Here is a 19,589-nt window from a genome sequence, read left to right on the forward strand (position 1 = left end):
TGACAATTATTTAACTATCATGCCATCGAGTTTTTTAAGCATCTCTTTTGCATTATTATTGTCAGGTGAAAGTGCTAATGCTTTTTGATAATTCTGTTTTGATAATTCAAATTGCTTATTATTGAAGTAAGCATCAGCAAGACTGTCAAAAGCATTGCCAGATTGAGGATTTTCTTTGGAATTTAATTCAAAAACTTTTATAGCATCGTTAATTCTTCCATAGTTAAGAAAAGTATAGCCGATTACATTTAATCTGTATTCAAAGTCCCATTCTGGATGTGATGCTTTTAGTGTTTTGTAGTTTTCTATGGCTTTTTGAATGTCTAGTTTCAAAAAATCATAATTCACTTTTTCATGAGCTAAAAAATGATCATCAACAAGAGAACTATCTATAAGTCCTGCAACATGATTTATAACTTGCGATTGTACATACATTCCTGAGTATTTATGACCATTAGATAAGAAAATAATAGTTATGTCATCTTTAAGAAACTTTCTAAATGCAGTTTCATTTCCACCAGTAAAACCAAAAGATGTAGTATTATTAGAGTTGTAAATTTCCCAACCGTAAGCAAAATCTCGAGAATTTGACGCATACTTAAATGGTTTCCACATCAAACTTTTAGTATCCTCTTTAAGAAATATATTTTTGTCAAGATTTTGATTCCAACGAATAAATTCAGGAAGTGTGATTATCATACCGTTTGCAGAATGAGAATCTTTTCCAAAATCTGTATTTCCTTTTTGATATTTTTTTGTTTTGGCATCATAAGTATATCTCACACCACCATTTGCAAAAACATCATTCATATTAGAAGAAAAAGTAACCCCGGATTTTACATTCGGAAACTGATTTTGTAAAATATATTCATCAAAAGTTTGGCCAGTGATTTTTTCGATAATTCTTGTCAGAAATAAATAATTTGTCTGATTATATCGATACTCGTTTCCTGTTATAAATTCCATTGGCTTTGTGGCAAGTATTTCAATTCTTTTTTCATAAGGTAATGAAATTGGAATATCGTCAAAAGCAACAATATTGGGTAAACCGGAAGAATGTGATAATAGATTTCCAACTTTTATATCTTGCCATTCTTTTGGAAGATTGAAAAGATATTTCGAAATAGGATCTTCAAGACTAAGTTTTCCATTTTCAATTAACTGAAAAATCGCAACATTAGTTATAATTTTAGTTGTAGAAAAAAGTCTAAAACCAGTGTTTTGATCCACTGGTTTTTGATTTTCTAAAGAAGATTCTCCAAAATATTTTTCATAAATTATTTTACCATTTTTGATAACCGCAACAGCGGCACCTGGAATTTCATTTACTTCTATTACTTCTTTTAAATAAGCATCGATTTTTCCTTCTGTTATTTTATCTTGGCCAAAACCAAATAGGAAAACGAGTGAACACAATACAGTAAAAAATATTTTTTTCATGTAGCTGATATGTAGTTGCTCGGCTTTTAAGCCTTTTTATTCTCTTTTTCCATTACTTTCATATTTTTCTCATGCTCTTTCATATCCTTTGCGTGTTGCTTCATATCTTTAGCATGTTGTTTCATGTTTTTTTCATGTTGCTTCATGTCAAGTTCATACTGTTTCATGTCTTGCTCATACTGCTTCATATCTCTTTCGTAAATACCAGCATCATCTCCAAAGTTAAATTTGAAATTATAATTGAATTTCTCCATTTTTTCGTTGTACTTTTCCATTGCTAGTTCGTACTTCTCCATTTCTTTTTCATAAATAGCTTCTCTTTGAGACATAAGAGCTTCAATTTGTTTTTCGTAAGCTGCCATATCTGGCTGAAATGTTTCCATCTTTTTTTGAAATGCTTCAATTTCTTTTTCAAATTTACTCATCGCAACTTTGTCCATTGGATTCTTAGGAGCAACTGGTGGTTTCGGCATTTTAGACATGTCAACTGCTGGAGCAGGAGGCATTGGTCCAGAAGGAAAAGTAGGTGGCGTTGGCGGAGTAGGAGGTGTAACATCTGAATCACCTAAATTACGAACAATAACTCTTTCGTTTCTGATCATCATTGGTGCTTTGAAATTTTTATCACTGCTAATTACAATAGCTTTTGTTCCTTTTTCATCAATTCCAATTGCAAGTTCACAGTCTTTAATGGCTTTGTCTCCATCAATTTTAATAGTTTGTTTTTTCCCAGAATCTGATTTTGTCTGGATTTGAATGGCAGTTAATTCTTTTTCAGAGTTTCTTTTTACATCAGATACTTCAACATCAAGATTATGATCTGCTTTTAATTTTGCTTTTAACGCTTGTAATTCTTGATCAGTCGTATTCTTTGTGATTTTAATTATTTCTTGCGTGTCTTTAACCGTATCTTTTTGTACAACAGTTAAATCTTGTTTTTTCTCTTGTGCAATCGTTTTTATCTGAAATAAAAGAATAAAGGCACCAAGAGCAGGAACTACGGCATAATATTTCCAGTAATTCATTTTCTTTGATTGATTTTTGTTTAACATGACAATTCGTTTTTTGATTAATGATTGATAAAAATGATTGGTGATTGCAACACATGTTTCATGCGTTGTGATTTTTAAAAGCGTGTATTGATAGGCTTTTTTGTCCGATATCTTTTTGGAAGCTTCACTATCAGCAATAAATTCAAGATTTTGTAGAATTGCTTTTTTATAAAGCCATACAATTGGATTGAACCAAAACAGGATGCAGAAGATTCTCGAAATTAAAACATCAACAGTATGCTTTTGGTCACTGTGTACTTTTTCGTGTTCCAAAATATTTTCTAATTCCGCCGAAGTGTAAAGTGATGAGTTGTACACTATATAATCGAAATAAGAAAACGGCGCTATGTTTTCATTTACATCTATAAATTTAAAATCTTCCTGCTGTTTAACTTTTTTTCCTTTTAAAACAGAGTTTAAACTGTAAAAATCAAGTAGAAATTTTAGCATAAAAGAACTAAAACCAATACCATAAACAGCGATTAAAACCAAATTCCAATTGACTTCAAAACCTTTTTCTTCTTCCATTACAGTAGAAATAGATTGAGGTTTGTATGAAATTATATCATGAGTACTAACAGGAATATTAACAGGAGTAGATTCAACAGCTGTTTTTACAAAAACTGGCTCAGGAACAACTGGTGCTGGCTGAATCCAGACTACTTTTGTGTAAACTACAAAAGGCAATACAACAGAAGTAATCAAACCTGCAATTAGAAACCATCGACTACTGTTAAAAAATGTTTCTTTGCGTAATAAAATGATGTAGGCAAAATAAAACATTGCTAACAACCCGCTTGATTTTAGGATAAAAATGAAAAGTGCTTCCATAGTTTTTAATTATTTGCCTTCTTTTGGATTTTCGATCATGTCTAAGATTTCTCGTAATTCGTCTGCTGAAATTTTCTCTTCTTTGGCAAAAAACGATACCATACTTTTATAAGAACTATTAAAATAGTTGTCAATTGCTGTACTCATAAAACCTTTTCGGTAATCTTCGATACTTACTGCTGGATAATATTGATGTGTATTTCCAAAAGCATTGTGCGCAACATAACCTTTCTCTTCCAGATTACGAACTATTGTAGACAAAGTATTGTAATGCGGTTGGTCTTCTAGAATCTCTGCTTGAATTTCTTTCACAAAAGCTTTTTTAAGCTTCCATAAAATATGCATGATTTCTTCTTCTTTATTGGTTAGTTTTTGCATTGTGATATTTTATTAATATTTAGTGTGTTTATCTCCTACTTTGAGTTCAATTTCAATTACTCCATTAGAACCTTTTTCTCCATATCTACTAATAGCATCCTCTCCTTTGAAAACATTAATCGCTTCAATATGTTTTGAGTCAATTCTTTTTAAGTCATAATTAGCAGGCATTTCTTCTCCATCGATAATTACAAGCGGAGATCCTTCAGCTTTATTTTTTTTAGCAGAGTTTGAAAATGCAATATTACTTTTTTCGCCAACAATAGTTATTTTAGTACTTGTTTTGCTGTCTGAATCTGTAGTTACAACAGTGCTAATATCTGTATTAGTATTACTGTTAGTTTTTGTACTAGTAGAAGAATTAATGTTGACATGGGTATCGGTTTTAGAGTTTGGATTGTTAGTAATGATAATGTGTGAATCTGAAGATGGTGAATTAGTATCATTTTTTTTATCAGTATTTACATTCACAGATGTAATGCCTTTACTTAAAGCAACTTTTGATTCTTTATTATTTGAATCATTTATTGTTTGAATTCCGATTTTTTTATCTCCATTTTTATAAGTGATAACAAGAACTCCAAATTCATTTATAGCTTTATCTGAAGATTGTACCGATTTTGCGCGCTGTTTTCCTTTTGTAACATCAACTACAATTGACGTTAATTCATCAGAAGAATTTCTCCTAACATCAGAAGCTTCAAATTTTATATTATGATTCTTTTGTAAATTGTTTTTGATTTCGTTCAATTCTGCATCTGTTGAGTTTTTACGAATTTTATAAACATCAACAGATTTGATGTTTGATTCATTTTCATTTACAATTTGTGGTCTCTCTTTTGCAATTACTTCAATTTGAAACAATAAAACAAAAGCTGCTAATGCCGGAATTACAACGTAATACTTCCATGAATTCCTCTTTTTTGATTGATTTTTGTTTAACATGACGATTCGTTTTTTGATTAATGATTGATAAAAATGATTGGTGATTGCAACACAATTTTCGTGTGTTGTTATTTTTAAAAGCGTGTACTGATATGCTTTTTTATCCGCTAGTTTTTTAGAAGCTTCACTATCTGCAATAAATTCTAAATTTTGACTAATTGCTTTTTTGTAAAGCCAAACGATTGGATTAAACCAAAAGATGATACTGAAAAACCTTGAAATCAACACATCTATAGTATGATTTTGATCGCTGTGAACTTTTTCATGCTCAATGATATTCTCTAATTCAGTAACTGTGTACAGTGATGAGTTGTAAACAATATATTCGAAGTAGGAGAAAGGCGCAATGTTTTCTTCGGTATCTATGAATTTAAAATCTGCTTGCTGTTTTACTTTTTTTCCTTTTATGATAGAGTTTAAACTGTAAAAGTCAACTGCCAATTTTAAAAGAAAAATAAGAAAGCCAATTACGTATAGTCCTAAAATTATAAAACTCCAATTATTGTCTGAACTTTGCTTTTCCGGAGCTGATAGTAATGCCGATTGAATATTAGAATTTAAGTTAGGAGCAACATCAATCCATATAACCTTTGTATAACTCAATATTGGTAAAATTGATGAGATAATCAAACCAGACAGTAAGAACCATCTGTTGCTGTTAAAAAATGTTTCCCTGCGCAGTAAAAAAAAGTAAACGCAATAAAATAAAAGCATTAAAACAGCTGATTTGGCTATATAAATGAAAACTGCTTCCATAGAAAATTATTTTTCTTTGTCCTTATTTTCGATCATTGATAAAATTTCACGCAATTCGTCGGCAGAAATTTTTTCTTCTTTAGCAAAAAATGAAACCATACTTTTATACGAGCTGTTAAAGTAATTATCAATTGCTGTTTTCATAAATCCTTTTCTGTAGTCTTCTATTTTTACAACAGGAAAGTATTGATGTGTATTTCCAAAGGCATTATGCGATACATATCCTTTTTCTTCCAAATTACGCACAATAGTAGATAATGTGTTGTAATGTGGCTGGTCTTCCGTTATCTCTGCTTGAATTTCTTTTACAAAAGCTTTTTTAAGCTTCCATAAAATCATCATAATTTCTTCTTCTTTGTTGGTTAACTTCTGCATCTTCTCTAATTTTAATTCAAACCTACAACTATTTTTTTAGTTACGCAACTACAAAAATAGTTATTTAACTAAAAATTAAGTTAAGGTTGAATTTAAGACGCTACAAATTGATTCAAATTTAAATGTAATAAATTGAATTCTAGTAATTTAAAAAGTTAAAAGTTGCTAAGAAGCTTTTTCGGTAATTAAAGTATTTTTAATCCAAATACAACATCCAGTTGCTATGACACCAATACAAGCCATAAATAACCAGTTGATTTGATAACCAAAACGAGTAATAATTTCAAAACCTAATTTAGAACTAATAATATGAGCCAAGCTGAAACTCATAGTATAAAGGGCCATATATCGGCCTTCTTGTCCACGTGGTGCACGGCTGAGAGCAAAAGCATTCGAAAAGGGAAAGGTTAGAACTTCGCCAATAGAAATACAAACCATACTCACAACTAATATTCCTGCCCAGAAATTAATTAATAATAAAAAGAAACTCAACGCCATGATAAAAGAACCTACAATAATGATTCTGATTTTCGGATAGGCTTTTCTTTCTAAAAAACCGACTGTAGGCATTTCTAAACTAAAAATTAAAAGCCCGTTTAATGTCATTAATAATCCTGTTTGGAATTCGCTTAAGCCAAATTTCTCATTATGATATAAAGGTAAAGTAGTAAACAGTTGAAAGAAAATCATAGCCGTTATGAAACTTACAAACAAGAAAACCCAAAAAATCTTATCATGAAAGACTGATTTTACTTGAACTGCACTTTCGGTCTTATCGCCGTGATCTGCCTTTTTCTTTTCTTTTACCAATAATGCAAAAATCGAGATAGAAATGATACAGGAGGCTCCATCAACCCAAAAAAGACCAGAGTAACCTATTCCCATTATGATCAATCCACCAAGTGCAGGCCCTGCGGCAAAACCTAAATTTACTGCAAGACGAACAAGAGTCAAAGCACGAGTTCTGTTTTCTGGTTTCGCGTAAGCGCCTAAAGAAACGAACATGGCCGGCCTAAACATGTCTGCAATTGTCATCAAGACAAACATCGCAGCACATAATGCCCAGAATGTGGTAATATATTGAACAAAGAAAAGTGAAACCCCACTAGTAAAAAGACTAAAAATCATGATTTTATAAAATCCAATTTTGTCTGAAAGTTTACCACCAAGCCAGGAACCCAGCATAGATCCAAATCCAAATGCAACCATAATCCATCCAACCTGATTGTATGTAAAATGAAGATCTTCTTTTAAATATTTGGATAAAAAAGGAAGTACCATTGTTCCTGCACGGTTGATGAATGTAATGGTAGCCAGAATCCAAACTTCTCTTGTAAATCCTCTAAAGTTGTTGATGTAATTGGTAAAAATGTTTTTAAGCATTGTGTGTGATAGATTATCGTCACAAAGTTAGTAAACTTTGTCTCGTTAAGTGGTTGTTGTTTTGTTACTTTTGAACTATTTTTGCAGAAAATTTCTAAGATGAAAACTCTAAACGCCCTGCTTTTATTGTTGGTTTTTAATATTGGCTTTGGCCAACAAAAGTTCAGTAAAAGTGAAGCCGAAAAATTCCAGAAGAAACTAAATTCAGAATATGCTGATCCTAAGACTAGTCCGTTAATGGATGAAGATTTGAAAACTTTTAAGAGTTTGGATTTTTTTCCTATTTCTGCCACTTATTTTGTAAATGCAACTTTAGTAAAAGCGAAAGGCGGAAAAGTTTTTGAAATGAAAACTTCTGGGACTCGCACTCCAAAATATATAAAATACGGCACTCTAAATTTTAAAATAAACGGAAAACCTTTTCAGCTTGCCGTTTACCAAAGTTTGGATCTTATTGTACAGGAAAAATATAAGAATCATCTTTTTTTACCTTTTTCAGATCTAACGACAGGAAAACAAAGTTATATAGGCGGTCGTTATATTGATTTAGAAATTCCTAAAGGAAATACTATTGCTGTTGATTTTAATCAGGCTTACAATCCGTATTGTGCTTACAATTATAAATATTCTTGCCCGCTTGTGCCTTTAGAAAATGATTTAAAAATCGAAATTAAAGCAGGAGTAAAGACTTTTCATTAATGGAATACTTCAATTTTCATACACATCAGTTTACCAATCAACCAAATGTTTTAGAATTGGTGAATCAATATCCAAAGGATTTTGATTCTTCAATTCCATATTATTCCATCGGAATTCATCCATGGTATATTGATGAAAGCCGAATAAATGAAGATTTAAAAATTATTGAAGAAAAACTCCAAACTGAAAATTGTCTAGCAATAGGAGAATGCGGTTTAGATAAAAGAATTGAAGTATCGTTAGATTTGCAGATTTCTGTTTTCGAAAAGCAATTAGCTTTAGCTGAAAAATTCAAGAAACCTGTTGTTATACATTGTGTAGCCGCTTTTCAAGAAGTAATTGAAATTAAGAAAAGATTGAAAATTTCAGTTCCCATGATTATTCATGGCTTTTCAAAGAATATACAAGTTGCATCCCAATTAATTACAGCGGGATTTTATATTTCTTTTGGAAAATATTTATTGAAGAATCCAGATTTAAAAACGGTTTTTCAAAGCATTCCAAATAATCTTTTCTTTTTAGAAACGGATACAATGGAAGAGACAATTCAACAGGTTTACAAGATTGCTTCTGAATACAAAGATTTAGATAATAAAGAATTAAAAGAAATTATTTCAAGTAATTATAGAAGTGTTTTTATGGTTTGAAAACATGAAACTTAAAACCATTTTAAAACAAACAAATAAAAAACAAAACAATACTATATGGCAGAATGGACAGAAAGAGCTGAGCTTTTATTTACAAAAGAAGGATTAGAAAAGTTGCAAAAATCTAATGTTTTAGTAGTAGGATTAGGCGGAGTAGGATCTTTTGCAGCAGAATTTTTAGCAAGAGCAGGAGTAGGAAATATGACAATTGTAGATGGAGACGTTGTAGATATTACTAATATCAACAGACAACTACCCGCTTTACATTCAACAGTGGGACAGCCAAAAATTAAAATTGTTGGAGATCGTTTAATGGATATAAATCCAGAGTTGAAGCTAACAAGAGTTCAAGAATTTCTTTCGCCGGAACGTGCTTTCGAAATTGTTTCTCCAGAATTCGATTATGTTTTAGACTGTATCGACAGTATTACACCAAAATTAAACTTAATTATTGCCGCTAAACGCAAAAGAGTAAAAATTATCAGCAGTATGGGAGCTGGTGGAAAAATGCTGGCTTCAAAAGTAAAAGTAACAGACATTTCGAAAACAATCAATTGTTATTTTTCAAAAACAATCCGCAAGCGTTTAAAAGAAGCCAAAATCAATAAACTAAAAGTGGTTTTTTCTTCTGAAATCCAAGACGAAAAAAGTTTAAAATTAACCGACGGGAAAAACTTTAAAAAATCTTTCTACGGAACAAACAGCTATATGCCAGGGTTATTTGGCTTACACGCCGCAGAAACAGTGATTAGACATTTGCTTGCTAAATAAAGGCGCTAAGAGACTAAGTTTCTAAGAGTTTTACTTAGTATTTAGAATAACTTTTAAAAAGTCAAAGGAAAAAAAACTTAGAATCTTAGTATCTCAGAATCTCAGAAACTTAAAGAAAAATGATTAAAACAGTAATTTTTGATATGGATGGTGTTATTGTAGACACAGAACCCGTTCATCGTTATGCTTATTATTTACAATTTTCAGAATTAACTATAGAAGTGCCTGAGGAAATGTATACCTCTTTTACAGGATTTTCTACTCGAAATACATTTCAGGCATTGAAAGGTTATTTTCCATCTGTAAAGCAGGAAGTGGAAGATTTGATTCAGCGAAAGCGAAATATCTTCAATGATGCTTTTGATACGAAAGAAGATTTATATCTTTTAGATGGAGTAGAAGATTTGATAAAAGACTTATACCACAACGGAATACAACTAATTTTGGCCTCTTCAGCCTCAAAAGTAACTATTGATCGCGTTTTTACCAGATTTAATCTGCATCAGTATTTTACGCATATTGTAAGCGGTGAAGATTTCCCACAATCAAAACCAAATCCGGCAATATTTAATCATGCAGCATCGTTATCTATTGCGCCAAAAGAAAATTGTATTATAATTGAAGATAGTACAAATGGAATAAAAGCAGCAAAAGCAGCAGGAATTTATTGTGTAGGTTACAGAAGTCAACATTCGAATCTTCAAGATTATAGTCAAGCTGACTTGGTTATAAATCATTTTAATGAATTAAATGCACAAAAAATATCACAGATCAAAGCCTGAATTATATAAAATTTAACATTTGTTCGGTAATTGAATTTGTAAATTTGAATAAAATAAAAAACGTAAAAAGAATGAAAAAACTACTTATTGCTTTCGCACTGATCTTAGCGCCTTTAGCATCAGAAGCACAAGTAAAAACGCCGCAAGCGAGTCCTAAAGGATATATTAAACAAACTGTTGGTTTAACGGATGTTGAAGTTACGTATTCAAGACCAGGAGCAAGAGGAAGAGCTGTTTTTGGAAATTTAGTTCCTTTTGGGAAATTATGGAGAACTGGAGCTAACGAAAATACAATCATTAATTTTAGTGACGATGTAGTAATCGACGGAAAAACATTAAAAAAAGGAAAATACGCTATTTATACAGTGCCTAGAATTGAAAGCTGGGATGTTATCTTCTATCTTTCTACAGATAACTGGGGATTACCAGAAAACTGGAATGAAAACTATGTTATTTTAAAAACTACTGTAAAAGAAGATGCCTTACCAACTCCAGTTGAGACATTTACAATAGGAATTAATGGTTTAGATCCAAATTTTGGTTATTTAGAAATGGCTTGGGAAAACTCTCATGTAGCTTTAAAATTTGAAGTTCCAACTGCGAAAATTGCTACAGCAAGCATTGATAAAGCTCTTGCTGGTCCAACTTGGAACGATTATTTTGCAGCATCTCAATATTTATTTCAAGCAAACGGAAATATTGAGACAGCAAGAACTTACGTAGATAAAGCTTTGGACATGAGTTCAGATAAACCTTATTATGTTTCGAGATTAAAATCTTTGATTCAAGCAAAACAAGGAGATAAAAAAGGAGCAATCGAAACAGCAAAAGCTTCTCTAGCGGCTGCTGAGGCAGCAAATAATGCTGATTACGTTAAATTGAACAAAGATAGTATCGCTGAGTGGAGCAGATAAGTTTTTTAAATTTTCAATTATAAAATACCAAATTCCAAAGCTTTCGGGTTTTGGGATTTTTTTTTAACCGCAAAGCAAGTAAAGTTCGCAAAGTTTTTTTGACAAAGCTTTGCGAACTTTACGTTTTTTAATAAGCGAGCATATTAAAAGAAACTTGCGTGCTTTGCGGTTAAATTTTTAAGCTCCTATATTTTTGAAATTTGGCGTTTATAAAAATCGGAATTTTAATTTAAACTAGGAGGCTCGGGAATTTTAACTGTTTTCTTAATTTTTTTTATTAAAAGATAGAATGTAATGCCACCCAGAATAATAAGTAAAGCAATCTGTAATTGGCCTATACTGTTATTCTTGCTGTACATTGCATTGGCAGCTGCAAGTTTTGCTTTTCCTTCTTCAATTTGGATCTGTGATAAAGATTCTAAAGTTTTTAATGCTTCTTCGCTGGTATTTACAATTTCTCTCCAACTCTTATTTTCAACCTGATTATTAATTTCTTTGCAAGAAAGTAAAAAAGCGTCAAAATATTGTTTTTCCTTATTTGTTAGTACTGTTTTGGTATAGAGATCATCAATATTATGTACGATGTCTAAAGTATGAATGATTTCAGTTCTTCTTGTATTATCGCTTAGGTTCAGTTTTTCAGCTTCAGCCTTGATAAAATGAAGTTGTTTGGAATATTGAAAAATATAATGCGCTACAACCAAACGATCATTATAAATGGCATTGATATTATCATTAACATTTTTAGAATTTTGAAGCGTATTAAAGTTTCCTAATAAAATTAGAAGCATTACAATTAAGAGAACAAAAGCAGCTTTTGTCTTATTGCTGTATTTTTTTAAATCTTTCATAATGCTCGATTTTTAGTAAATAAAAACTAATGGAAACCAACTTAAAGCTTTACTGGCTCGAAGTTTTATAAATTAACTCAACATTTTTAATAGAACCAATTGGAGCAATTTTAATATGTTTTTCTCCTTTTGTAACATAAAAATAATATAGACTGTTTGTTCCAATAAGATTTACTTGTTGTGGTTTTTCATCATTAAAATTGATTTTATAATTGTAATCTAAAGTGCCTTTTTCGATACGTTGAGAAATAAAATAACCACCAGCCATTCCCGTTCCGATAAAGAATGACATAAGTACAAGCGCCAGTGTTTTTAAAGCAATATTATTATAATATCTTTTTTTCTCTTCCAACGAAAAACTTTTGACAGATTTTAGTTCGAACATCTTTTGAACAGTTGGATTATGATCATATTTTACAAGAAGCTTTGGAAGATTATAGTGCCCAATGAATAAAAAAATTATGGTAATTAAAATAATTACATTTGAGGTCAAATAAGCTAAAGGACTTATTAAAATATCCATGAAAGTAGAGAATTTCAAAATATTTATTCCTAGCTGGTAATATTGAATGCTATCTTTAAAAATACCCATTATAATGAGAAAGAGATAGCCAAACGGCAACATTTTTTCTAAATCGTCTGAAATTTTCATTAACAACTTTTGGTTTGGTTGAAGGTTGTTTTTGGATAATCTTTTTAAGATTATTTTTCGTACGACTAAAATAGCATTTTTTACTTACAATTGAAGAAGAATTATTTCTGGATTTAGTATATGATTTTAAAGAATCTTATTCATCCTGTCCTCTATATCTTTTGTGCCTCCCGATAGCTATCGGGATTAGCACAAAGGGATGTCGTTTCCATCAGGGCTAGGGTATTAGGATTATTTAGAGAAGATTGACCGAATAATAAACGATCTATAATTTAAATTTTTTACCCTCCTTATAATTAATTGGAAATTTTGGACCTTTAACTCCAAAGGGACCTGAACCATTTTGATTATAGTAATAATCATTTTTATCATTGGAATATTTTCCTGAACATAATAGATTAAAAGTGGTGCTTTTTCTACTTGATTTTAAAACACTAATATCAATCCAAATCGGAATTTTATTGTTTCTATACAATAAATCAACAACTTCAATTTCTGTTAAATCAAGTTTTATAATGTCATTTTCTTCAGGATAAATATCAAATTTATTTGAACCATCAATATTACCTGCAACGGTAAGAATTAAATTGTACTTAAAATCTGTAACTAATTTATCTTTAACATAGCGCTCAGCAAATCTAAGAGCCACAAAACTTGCTCCTTGTAAATGAAATAAAAAATCTTCTTTTGTCATTTGCTACAATGTTAAATTTATAAATTTAATTATTCTTCAATTGTGGATAGGTCATTTTTACCTTTAAAAAATAAAAATTGCAATACTACTGCTAATACAATCGTTAAAATAGCTCCAATAAAGTTCAGCCATAAGTAACCCAGTTTTTCCTGATTGTAAACCATAAAATAATAAATCACAAAAATGGTAAGCTGGCTGATAATAGCACTTATAAACATTGGCTTTGCCTGAACTTTTTTAGAATAAAATGCAACTAAAAAGATTCCTAAAACAGTTCCGTAAAAGATAGAACCAATAATGTTTACAAGCTGAATTAAGTTTTCAAACAAAGTACCAACGCAGGCAAAAAGAATGGCTACAACTCCCCAAAACAGCGTAAAAAACTTTGTTGCATTTAGATAATGCTTTTCAGATTTTTCGCCTTTTACATTTCTTTTGTAAATGTCAATTGCTGTTGTAGAAGCCAATGCCGTTAATCCTGAAGCCGTTGATGACATAGCAGCAGAAAGAATCACGGCCAATAATAATCCGATAAGTCCTTTTGGAAGATAATTTAGGATAAAGTGAAAAAAGACATAATCTTTATCATTGGTTTCTGAGTTGCTGTCGGCTTTCAGGATAATTTCTTTGGCTTTTTCTCTAAGATCTTTTTCTTTATTAGACAATGCTACCAATTCTTTACGAAGAATCGGATTGTCATAATCTTGATTTAGCTGATCAATATACAGTAAGTTGATTACTTTTTTGTCCTCCGAAAGTTTTACTAACTTCTCTTCCAAATTATGGTATTCTCCTTTAAAAGCTGATTTTTCAATGGTTGCTTTATTGTTTGGATTGAAATTTAAAGGCACAGGATTAAACTGAAAAAATACAAATACCATAACTCCCGTCAAAAGAATAAAGAATTGCATTGGAACTTTTAAAAGTCCGTTCATGATTAATCCCATCTGACTTTCACGCACCGATTTCCCAGATAAATAACGACCAACCTGCGATTGATCTGTTCCAAAATAGGCAAGTGCCAAAAAGAAACCTCCAGTAATACCACTCCAAATGGTGTATTTTTCTTCAGGATCAAAAGAGAAATCTACAATATTCATTTTATCATTTGCTCCAGCAATATGAAGCGCACTGTTAAAAGTCATGTCATTTGGAAGATAATGAAGAATCAAAAAGAAGGTGATAAACATCCCGGACATAATCACAAACATCTGCTGTTTTTGTGTTACGTTTACGGCTTTTGTTCCTCCTGAAAAAGTATAAATAATTACCATTACACCGATAATAATGTTCATGACAGTTAAATTCCAGCCGAGAAGCGCAGATAAAATAATCGCTGGCGCATAAATAGTTAATCCAGTTCCTAAACCTCTTTGAACCAAGAATAAAATAGCTGCAAGAGAACGTGTTTTAACGTCAAATCTCTTTTCTAAAAATTCGTAGGCGGTAAAAACTTTGCTTTTATGATAGAGCGGAATAAAAGTTAAACAAATCACAACCATAGCAATTGGCAATCCGAAATAGAATTGCACAAAACCCATTCCGTCATGATAAGCTTGTCCTGGCGTTGATAGAAAGGTAATTGCGCTGGCCTGAGTAGCCATTACAGAAAGACCAACCGTATACCAAGGTGTTTCGTTGTTTCCTAAAATGAAATCTTCAACATTTTTACTTCCTTTGGTTTTCCACGAGCCATATCCAACAATAAATAATAAAGTTACAATAAGTACGATCCAGTCAAATAGCTGCATAGGTTATGAATATAATTGCATGATTAAAAAGAAAATAGCAATATAGATTGCATTAGCGACCAAAACATAGGTATAGCTTTTCTTCCATTTTTTTTGTTTTTTGGTTTCCATATTTTATTGCTTTATATCTTGTTTTGGAGCTTCAAGAGGTTGTTTTAGCGAAATAATATTAGATAATAATCTATAAGCTCCAGAAACTCCTTCTGGCAATTCTCTAAAGAAACTTAAACCAGTGTAAATATAATATCCTTTTCCGTATGGAGCGACTAATAAAGCGCCATCTTTAGCAGATTCTCCTTTATCATGAGACGAAATAATAGGAGTAAAGGCAGGATCGTATTCATTTGGATAGTATAAACCTTGTTCTTGTGTCCAGCCTTCAAAATCTTTAGAACTGATTTTATTTGGCGTATTTAAAACAGGATGATTTGGTGCTAAGAAAGTGATTTTTGCATTTTCTTCGGTTACACGATCATTCGATAATTTTAATGGATATGGCGCGATTTTATCAGTGACCAATCTTCCGTTTGTATTATATTGTACAATCATATTTTTACCACCTTTTACAAAATTGAAAAGAATGTTTTGTTTGTTAGCTAAAGCATTAACGGTATTGTAAGCACGAACTCCTGTAATGACAGTACTGAATGAATCTAATTTTTCTGGCGTAATTTCTTCAGGTTTTAAAATTGAAACTTTGTATCCCATTTGTTTTAAACTTTCAGGAACTTCGTCGCCAGCGCCCATAATGTAAGCAATCGCATCTTCTGAAGTTTTTAGATCAATTCTGATGCATTTTGATTCAGCCGGTTTTAAAACCATTTGTTTAGTAATATGAGGAAAATCAATAATCGTCTGATCTTTATCAAAACGTTTGCCGTCAACTGTTGCAATACTTTTAGCAGTAACTTCTTCTGGATTAACAGGTGGTGTTACTTCAAAGTAAAAAATCTGTTCATTTCCTTTTTTGTCCAAAGTAAACGGAATTTCTTTTGGAGATACATTCCAGCTTTTTGGTAAATCCAATTGTAAATTTCCTTTTACCTCGTCTTTTCCAGCACGAACTTTTACTGGAATCATTTTGCTTTTAGTGTCTCTAAAAATCAAAACTCTTTCTAAAATTGAAGTCGTAACTTCTGGAACAATATCCAAGAAATTATACATTTCTCCTTTAACGCCGTCATTGTATTTGTAGACAACTGTTCGTTCAAACGGAATTTCAACACCAGCAATTTTTACGTTAAAAACAACTTTAGTATCTCTTATAATATCTGGAGTTCCAATAATTTCTTGATTCAAAACCGTGTACATTCCGACAGTTGCTTTTTCTTTTAACCAATACGGCTGTGTATATTCAATAGTATTTGGAAGCTGCAACTGAAGATTAATTTTTTGATCGCTGTTGTTTTTTAAAACACTGTTTTGAACAGTCGTTTTATTGTCTGGCAATGTTGTAATACTTACTAATTGCATATCAACCGAACATCTGTTGATAGCTTCAAGAGTTAATCTGATAGTACTTCCAGGAGTCGCTTCCTGTTCGTTTGAAACCGCTTCAAGATATAAACCAGAACATGAAGCAATGATGCTTTTGATTGCTTCGGATTTGATTGTTTTCCAATGGGTATCTTCCAAAGCTTCTATCATCGAATAGGCTTTAACTAAATCTGGGATACTTGCAGAAGGATTACTGAAATTATAATTTGAAATGATTTGAGCGATTAAATCTCCAATTGGTTTTCCGTTTTTGACACGATTCCAACTTGTATCAATTCCGTCAAATAAATTATCACGGTCTTTTGGCGTTTCTCCATTAATCAATTCTAGATATTCTGTTTCATCACCACGAACTCCAGTACTTCCAAAACCTTGTGATTGATGACGGCTTCTACTCAAAGCGGCAATTTCTTGATTCGATTTCCCGATTCCAGTGTAATAAACACCAGTTTCTAATTTGGTAAATTTTGATTTATTGGCTGCATCAAATTTTTCCTGACTGCCATAAAACCACCAAGACGGATTAAAAAATTGTCTTTTTACCTGCCAAGGCATTACGTATTTCAATTGCTCTGGATAAACTTTTGGATCATTTGTTAGTTTAAAACTTTCAACGCTCAACATTGCAGAAGAAGTGTGATGACCGTGTGTTGTTCCCGGCGAGCGATGATCAAATCTATTGATTATAATGTCTGGCTGAAATTTTCTGATTGTCCAAACCACATCAGCTAAGACTTTATCTTTATCCCAAATGTCTAAGGTTTCATTTGGATTTTTAGAAAAACCAAAATCATTGGCGCGAGAGAAAAACTGTTCTCCGCCATCTATTTTTCTAGCTTCAATTAATTCTTGAGTTCTTATAACTCCTAATAATTCGCGTAATTGTGATCCAATTAAATTCTGACCTCCATCACCACGAGTTAAAGACAAATAACCCGTTCTCGCATTCATATCATTGGCCAAATACGAAATCATTCTGGTATTTTCATCATCAGGATGTGCAGCAAGATATAATACGGAACCCAAAAAGTTTAATTTTTTGATTTTATTGTAAATTTCAACTGAACTTGGTTTTTGAGGCTGCTGTGCAAACGAAATCTGAAAACCTATAAAAAATAAAAGAAAGATTTGTACCTGTATTTTTCGCATGATTAAAAGTTAGGTGTTTTTAGAATTGTCCCAAAAATACTAATTATTTTATGGAAGATTATTTAAATGAAATGTTAACGCACAATAATTGTACCTTAAATTGAGAAGGAATAAAATAAAAAGAGCCGTTAGATGTGTTCTAACGGCTCTTTTGTATTTTGATTTTGAAATAAACGAAATGTTATTTCAATTTGTTTTCTGTATCAGTATAATTTCCTGTAATGGTTACGCCACTATTTTTAGTAACTTTTCCGTAAATTGTAATAGAAGAACCTGTACCGATGAAATTAATTTTAGCACCGCTGTTTAATAACAGATCTCCCCAAATTACAACCGAACCTTCTACTTGTAATGTTGCATTGCTGTTAATAATTAGTTGAGTTGGATTTGATTGCTGATATTTACCTTGAGATAAACTTCCTCTCATGTTAAAAGTACCACCGCTGTTTAAAGTTAGATTATTCAAAATTGCAATAGAGCCACAGTGTGTTAATACAGCTCCAGAATTAATAATAGCCGAATTAATAGCAGTTGCGCCTTGATACGATTTAATGTCATTTGAATTTAAAATCAAATCTTTGCCTTGATTGTAAACAGGATATGAAGAACAGCTTGCAAATGTAGTATTTGGTTTTTCCATCTTAATGATTTTTAAACCGCCTGTTCCGCTAGCAACATAAATATAATTACCACTAGATTTAACATAGTTTGATGAGCCAGCAATTCCTAAAGAACCTAACAAGCTTAATTGTGTTCCTGATTGATAAACATTTAATCCTAATGCTCCATTAGCAAGGAAAGCATAACCATCATTTACAGAAACTGCATTCGTAACATTATCTTCAGCAGCAGTTGGAATTGCAATAGTCTGCAATTTTGAACCGCTGTTAATATCATAAACACCAAGACCATTAGGGCCTTCAGAAACTAAAAGTTTTGTTCCGTCAATATCCATTGTTCTTTTTGCACCGCTTACATCTGTAGATGTCGCAAAACTTTTTTGTAAAGCAAGTGTAGATTGATTGTAAATATTAACACCTTTAGTACCGCTTAAAGTAACCACTTTATCAGAAGTTAAAGCGATAGAACGTAAATCAGCCACAGCAACTTTACCTGTTATGGCTTTTGTTGAAGCACTCATTTTAAACAAACTTCCGTTATCTCCAGTAACAGCAAAATAATCATTAGTATTAGCTGCTACATCTGTAGTGACTCTGCTTTCTAAGTAATTTGCAGTAGTTTTATCCGTAAGAAGACCAGAACTTAATGGCATGTTATAAACTACAGCTGGATTATTTTTAAGTAAAGGATCTTTGTCTATATCTTTTGCAGCACCAATAATTAAGTTTCCGTTAGTATAAGTAAGAGAAGTAATATCTGTATTTGGAATCAAAGCAGATGTAACCAACTTAGGTTTGTAAGGATCAGTAACATCAATCACGTCAATTGCTCCAGAATAAACATCACCTCTAGTGATATAAGAAACATAAGCATAGTTTCCGTTTACCGTAACATGACTGGCTTGTAAAGTTCTTCCGTTAGCGTCAACTGGAGGTTTTACCTCTGCAATTTGAACAAGCGGAAAATTGGTAACAGTATTCTCTGCAGATTTACCTGTCTGAGAACCGTTTTCGATCGAAATTACTCCAGAATTGGTGTAATCAAGCCTTTGGCTTAAAGTGTTTTGATCAGAAGTAATCGTAATGTTGTCCAACGACTGATTGTTGTTTTTGTTATCATCGTTACTGTCACAGCCTATTAATAGGGACATTGCTAAAAATGAAAGCAAATAAACATTCTTTTTCATAAAGATTCGATTTGAGTTTTAGAAATTCGGTGCAAATATATATCATAATCACATTAAACAAAGGTTAATTTTTAAAATTAGACAATTTAAACACTTGTTTAATAGTGATTTATACTAAAATTACAATCTTTTGAAAAAAAATCAAAACAAAAAATGTAAAAAAAAGAGAGTATCATTTTTGTGATACTCTCTTGTGCTGAAAATTAGTTGTTTAG

The 19,589-nt window shown here is 31.5% G+C and carries 17 protein-coding genes; 5 read left to right on the forward strand and 12 right to left on the reverse strand.

Annotated elements, in window-relative coordinates; translation table 11 throughout:
• Positions 1-6: 6 nt before the first annotated feature.
• The 6 genes from GSY47_RS09955 to GSY47_RS09980 all read right to left on the reverse strand — a co-directional run bounded on the left by GSY47_RS09955 (position 7) and on the right by GSY47_RS09980 (position 7,160).
• Entirely contained in the window at positions 7-1,440 is a 1,434-nt protein-coding gene (locus tag GSY47_RS09955; protein ID WP_179001998.1) for a serine hydrolase domain-containing protein, read from the reverse strand.
• A gap of 26 nt (positions 1,441-1,466) precedes the next feature.
• The gene (locus GSY47_RS09960) at positions 1,467-3,323 is read right to left on the reverse strand and encodes a M56 family metallopeptidase (RefSeq protein ID WP_179001996.1); all 1,857 of its coding nucleotides are present in this window, start codon (positions 3,321-3,323) and stop codon (positions 1,467-1,469) included.
• A gap of 9 nt (positions 3,324-3,332) precedes the next feature.
• Positions 3,333-3,701 (reverse strand): BlaI/MecI/CopY family transcriptional regulator, encoded by a 369-nt coding sequence (locus tag GSY47_RS09965; RefSeq protein ID WP_008468912.1) that lies wholly within the window; start codon positions 3,699-3,701, stop codon positions 3,333-3,335.
• Positions 3,702-3,713: 12 nt separating this feature from the next.
• Positions 3,714-5,402: a M56 family metallopeptidase gene (locus GSY47_RS09970; RefSeq protein ID WP_179001994.1), complete on the reverse strand. Its 1,689-nt coding sequence runs from the start codon at positions 5,400-5,402 to the stop codon at positions 3,714-3,716.
• A gap of 6 nt (positions 5,403-5,408) precedes the next feature.
• Entirely contained in the window at positions 5,409-5,777 is a 369-nt protein-coding gene (locus GSY47_RS09975; RefSeq protein ID WP_091498878.1) for a BlaI/MecI/CopY family transcriptional regulator, read from the reverse strand.
• Between the two features lie 165 nt (positions 5,778-5,942).
• Positions 5,943-7,160 carry an MDR family MFS transporter gene (locus tag GSY47_RS09980; protein ID WP_179001992.1) on the reverse strand — a complete coding sequence of 406 codons (1,218 nt, stop codon included), beginning with the start codon at positions 7,158-7,160 and terminating at the stop codon, positions 5,943-5,945.
• Positions 7,161-7,259: 99 nt separating this feature from the next.
• Here GSY47_RS09980 and GSY47_RS09985 point away from each other — a divergent pair, with 99 nt between their 5' ends.
• The 5 genes from GSY47_RS09985 (at position 7,260) to GSY47_RS10005 (ending at position 10,973) form a co-directional block, all read left to right on the forward strand.
• The gene (locus tag GSY47_RS09985; protein WP_179001990.1) at positions 7,260-7,859 is read left to right on the forward strand and encodes a DUF1684 domain-containing protein; all 600 of its coding nucleotides are present in this window, start codon (positions 7,260-7,262) and stop codon (positions 7,857-7,859) included.
• Positions 7,859-8,506 (forward strand): TatD family hydrolase, encoded by a 648-nt coding sequence (locus tag GSY47_RS09990; protein ID WP_179001988.1) that lies wholly within the window; start codon positions 7,859-7,861, stop codon positions 8,504-8,506. The genes GSY47_RS09985 and GSY47_RS09990 overlap by 1 nt, the downstream gene beginning before the upstream one ends.
• A gap of 57 nt (positions 8,507-8,563) precedes the next feature.
• Positions 8,564-9,277: a tRNA threonylcarbamoyladenosine dehydratase gene (locus GSY47_RS09995; protein ID WP_219071250.1), complete on the forward strand. Its 714-nt coding sequence runs from the start codon at positions 8,564-8,566 to the stop codon at positions 9,275-9,277.
• A gap of 119 nt (positions 9,278-9,396) precedes the next feature.
• The gene (locus GSY47_RS10000) at positions 9,397-10,059 is read left to right on the forward strand and encodes an HAD family hydrolase (RefSeq protein WP_179001984.1); all 663 of its coding nucleotides are present in this window, start codon (positions 9,397-9,399) and stop codon (positions 10,057-10,059) included.
• 71 nt (positions 10,060-10,130) lie between these two features.
• A complete protein-coding gene (locus GSY47_RS10005) occupies positions 10,131-10,973 on the forward strand; it encodes a DUF2911 domain-containing protein (RefSeq protein ID WP_179001982.1) in 843 nt (280 codons plus the stop codon).
• A 224-nt stretch (positions 10,974-11,197) separates the two neighbouring features.
• On the opposite strand, the gene GSY47_RS10010 is transcribed toward GSY47_RS10005, so the two are convergent.
• The 6 genes from GSY47_RS10010 to GSY47_RS10035 all read right to left on the reverse strand — a co-directional run bounded on the left by GSY47_RS10010 (position 11,198) and on the right by GSY47_RS10035 (position 19,374).
• Positions 11,198-11,824: an MCP four helix bundle domain-containing protein gene (locus GSY47_RS10010; protein WP_179001980.1), complete on the reverse strand. Its 627-nt coding sequence runs from the start codon at positions 11,822-11,824 to the stop codon at positions 11,198-11,200.
• A 49-nt stretch (positions 11,825-11,873) separates the two neighbouring features.
• Positions 11,874-12,476: a hypothetical protein gene (locus GSY47_RS10015; protein WP_179001978.1), complete on the reverse strand. Its 603-nt coding sequence runs from the start codon at positions 12,474-12,476 to the stop codon at positions 11,874-11,876.
• A gap of 265 nt (positions 12,477-12,741) precedes the next feature.
• A complete protein-coding gene (locus tag GSY47_RS10020) occupies positions 12,742-13,170 on the reverse strand; it encodes a hypothetical protein (RefSeq protein WP_179001976.1) in 429 nt (142 codons plus the stop codon).
• A gap of 29 nt (positions 13,171-13,199) precedes the next feature.
• Positions 13,200-14,921, reverse strand: coding sequence for a sodium:solute symporter (locus GSY47_RS10025; RefSeq protein ID WP_179001974.1), 1,722 nt, complete (start codon positions 14,919-14,921; stop codon positions 13,200-13,202).
• Positions 14,922-15,035: 114 nt separating this feature from the next.
• Positions 15,036-17,567 carry a PIG-L family deacetylase gene (locus GSY47_RS10030; protein WP_179001972.1) on the reverse strand — a complete coding sequence of 844 codons (2,532 nt, stop codon included), beginning with the start codon at positions 17,565-17,567 and terminating at the stop codon, positions 15,036-15,038.
• Between the two features lie 181 nt (positions 17,568-17,748).
• The gene (locus tag GSY47_RS10035) at positions 17,749-19,374 is read right to left on the reverse strand and encodes an LVIVD repeat-containing protein (RefSeq protein WP_179001970.1); all 1,626 of its coding nucleotides are present in this window, start codon (positions 19,372-19,374) and stop codon (positions 17,749-17,751) included.
• Positions 19,375-19,589: the final 215 nt, after the last annotated feature.

The organism is Flavobacterium quisquiliarum (assembly GCF_019308285.1).
Lineage (GTDB): Bacteria > Bacteroidota > Bacteroidia > Flavobacteriales > Flavobacteriaceae > Flavobacterium > Flavobacterium quisquiliarum.